This is a genomic window from Pseudomonas sp. 43(2021) (genome assembly GCF_017490805.1).
In the GTDB taxonomy this organism is placed as follows: Bacteria; Pseudomonadota; Gammaproteobacteria; order Pseudomonadales; family Pseudomonadaceae; genus Aquipseudomonas.
Genome location: NZ_JAFGYJ010000058.1, coordinates 1 through 3,736 on the forward strand (window position 1 = coordinate 1; position 3,736 = coordinate 3,736).

3 protein-coding genes are annotated in these 3,736 nt (G+C 47.3%); all 3 read right to left on the reverse strand.

The window, feature by feature from the left end:
- Positions 1-903, reverse strand: a 903-nt coding sequence (locus J5M71_RS25630) for a glycosyltransferase family 4 protein (RefSeq protein ID WP_207838231.1), incomplete at its 3' end; no start/stop codon positions are given.
- 8 nt (positions 904-911) lie between these two features.
- Positions 912-2,147, reverse strand: coding sequence for a glycosyltransferase family 4 protein (locus tag J5M71_RS25635; protein ID WP_207838232.1), 1,236 nt, complete (start codon positions 2,145-2,147; stop codon positions 912-914).
- A partial coding sequence (locus tag J5M71_RS25640) for a hypothetical protein (RefSeq protein ID WP_207838234.1) occupies positions 2,135-3,736 on the reverse strand: 1,602 nt, incomplete at its 5' end. The genes J5M71_RS25640 and J5M71_RS25635, both read right to left, overlap by 13 nt.

The following is a 3,736-nucleotide window of genomic DNA, read 5'->3' on the forward strand; positions in this document are numbered from 1 at the left end:
GTGTAAAAAAAGTACGTCAGCTTGATGATAAACACGAAGCAGTTCATCTCGCTTCATCGGTGGGGAAATTCGAACGTTATCGACCTGGGCCTGTTCCAGGGCAATCTTAAGATGTTTTAATGTGCTGCCAGCGCCGACGAGGTGGAACTCAACTTGATCAGCAAGTCGTTTTGCGAGTTCTGGAAGTATCTGATGGAGCCCTTGTCCGGTGCCAATATTTCCTGCGTAAACCACTTTAATTCGCGAAGATTTTTTTAAGGGCTCTCCTATCTGTGATGTTGAGATTTGGTTGATAAATAGATCATCTACACCGTTAGTGTAAAGAGTGAAGTCTCTCCCTGGATAGCGAGTGTTGAAGTAGGGTAGGAATCCGGGTGATATCAAATTCACTCGGGTCGCGCTATTTATGGTCCAGCGTTCAATTGGTGAGAAAATGAGTGCTGCAAGACGCCCCCATCGAGCGGGCAAGAGGTCTCGTAAGGTGTCAACGAAAATGTCGCGGATATCTAAGTACAACCCACAACCACTTCGTTGCGAGATGAGCGCCCCGAGAGATGCAGTCATTAAGCGCGACGATGTAGCGAAAACCAAATCGTAGTTTTGATTTCGAGTGATCTTTAAAGCGTTGATAGCAAAGCTGATGAAAGCTTTGGCCTGGTCCCTGATCCCACTTCGATGTGCCGGTACATCAATACGCCTTATTGTCAGCAGCGGGGAGCATTCAAGACTCACCGCATTTGCTGTAAAGGAGTGGTAGCGATTAGGATGTGTCGTGACCACATCGATAGCCACGTGCTCGCCTAATTCAGCCCGTAGCGCGCTGACCAGCGCTTCTGCACGAAATGAACCGGCCGAAAGATCAGGCGGGTAGTAAAAACTTAGCAGAAGAATCCGAGTGGTCATTATCGAGCCTATTTTACTGGTGTGGTAGCAGGGAGTACTTGTTGGTAAAGGTTCACCAAGCGAGCCTCCTGCTCCTCCCAGTTCAAGGTACTCGCAGTTGAGCGCGCGTTATTGGCAAGTTTTTTACGCAGCTCGAGATCTGTAACCAGTTGGTTTAGCGCATGTGCTAGAGCAGGTGAATTATTGGCGGGTACCAGTATCCCAACATTATTGTTACGTACGATTCGACGTATTTCAGGGAAATCAGTTGCCACAACAGGCAAGCCAGCGATTAAGTATTCGAAGAGTTTGTTGGAGTCGGTAGTGTAGTGATTAAGACAGGTATTTTCGATTGGTTGCACACCAATATCAGCAGATGCTGTGTACTTTGGCAGTTCTGAAAGAGCTACCGTGGGAATGAAATGAACACGTTGCTGCAATCCGAGTTCTTCGCAGAGCTGGATCAGGCTTTGAGTCAGGCGGCCTCCTCCGATAAGCACAAAGTAGGCATTTGGCACATCTTTGGCAGTCTTGATAAGTTTTTCAAGTCCGCGACCTTGCTGCAAGCCACCTTGATAAATGATTATCGGCCAAGGCGCTGTCAGCCCAAGTTCTTCCCTAATGCGATTCGATGTTTCACAATGAGTCAGCCGAGGACGATTTTGTAAAACAGTAGGGCGTGCTACTCCATAAGCGCGAGCAAAGTACTTCGCTCTAGCATCGGTGGTAGTAATGCTGCCATCTACTTTGGGCATCAGCAGCTTTTCAACCAAACCAACTAGGCGGCGGAAACTTTCATAACCTTCGCGACTGGTGCTGATTTCATGGGCGTCATAAACCAAACGTGCTTGGCTGAAGCGAGCGGCCAGCCAGGCTGTTGGGAGAGTATTCACATCGTGGGCGTGCACAAGATGAGGGCGATACCGGATCATGTGCCAAAGAAGAGCGGTATGAGTCCAAACTCGGGCGATAAGGCGGAGAAGCTGACGTTTGAGCGTGAGTTTGCCAATGGGGCCCTGAAGTTTGCTTGTGTGGAGTGCCTCATTCGAAACAGTTTTGCCCTTGCGCCACCGCCACAACGGACTACGAGCAACACGGAAAACGCCAATGCCATCCTTTAGTTTTTCCTGCTGGAAAGTTACACCGGGAGTGTGCAAAGCAAAAACTTTAACTTCATAGCCGGCACGTTGAAGGGTTTGCGCTTCTTTCAGAACACGGGCATCATTCAGGAATTCATTCCAAACGATCATGGCTACGCGTTGCATACAGCCACCTCTAGAACTGGTTGGTTGAGTGCGGTTGCCAAATCTGAAATTTGGGGGAGAATTTCTGCCGCCGATATATAGTTCTGTCTCGCCAGCAACTGATCGAGTTGGAAGCATAGGGCCGAGAAGTGCAGGTGTTGTACTGTCACTTCTTGCATATCTGCGCGTTGCTCTTTGAGATCGAGTAGTAGTTCTGGGAGTAGTGGCTCTAATTTTTTGGATATTTGCAGGCTAGCTCCAACGGGTTCAAGGCTCCAGTTGCCCCAGTAACTGGCGGTAAGGGTCCCATTATTGGAAATAAAAATTTGGTCCTTGCCTACCTGTGAATTACAAACATGAAGAGGAAGGGTGCGAAGCAGATAGCGAACGCTTTCTATATGTCGCATAAAATTCTTAAACACATCTTGATGTTTGCTGATGTCGAGTGCCTCACCGAGATTAGTCAGTGCAGAGTCACTTAGGCGATCCCACAGGAGCGGCCTGGAACGGGTATATTTTTGTACCAGTGATTGAGATGGAGTACTTCTCATCAGGAGCTTGGTAAGTTCAGGTTGATGTATGCCGAACTCGACTGCAGGTATTTTGTTCAGGTGCTCTGGTCGGAAAACGTGGCAATGAAATCCATCAAGGATGGTTGCGTGAACGAAAGGAAGCGTGCAAAGGTTTCGAACGTGGGGTTCAGAAAGTAAAGTCGCTTCGTTGATAGCCAAAGTGCTTCGGGTGTTGTTAAAAATCTTAATAAGGTGTGTGTCTGTAGTACCTAGAGTGCACGTTGAACAGACTTCGATGGCAAAAATAACGTGCACACCACTTTGATGCCAGTTTATACGATGCTCTATATATGTTTTTTGAGTGACATCTTTAAGTAAAGCTGGCACCCAAGTGTCGATCTGGTTTTGTGTGAAAATATTCCAGAACTTTGTTGCTTTAGACTTCGTTTCGCCTGTCAATTTATGGCCGTTAAAAAATAGAGCTGAAATCTGAAGTCGTTGCTCTTTGAGCAGCATCACATCCTGAATGAGCAAGGTAGCGCGCTGCATGATCTGACGTGTGAGCAATACTCCGATTATAGCTGGAAGCAAGCTGGGTGGCGTATCAGAGAGCAGATCGTAGGCGAGATAAGAAAATGCAGCCAGGAAGCCAAAGGACCCCATTGAATTGATTAGTTCGTAGGAGCCTTCATTTGTCGACGATGAATCGCCCTTTTTTAGCGCAGTTTTAGCTTTGGCTGCGACGCCCATGCAAAGCCAGAATGAGATAACTGCGATAGTAAGTTCTAAATAGATAAATCCAAGCGCCGCGATGGTTAGTGCGAGAAACACTACAGCAGCTAAGCTGCGTGTGAGTCGAAGATATGCCTTGCGGGCTACATCATCCTGCCCATCGAATACAATTAATTTGCTGCTGTTGCTTACTAGCTTTTCGCTGCCAAGGGCCGTTAGCTTCTTGGTTATCGATTCTGAAGCGAGATATAGAAGGTAGAATGCAATGGCTGCAATGCAGAGCCCTATAAATAAGTCTTTCTGTTCAAATTCCTTGAGGTATTCAGCGAAGTATGAAGGAATAGACGGTGATCCAATAAGAATGAT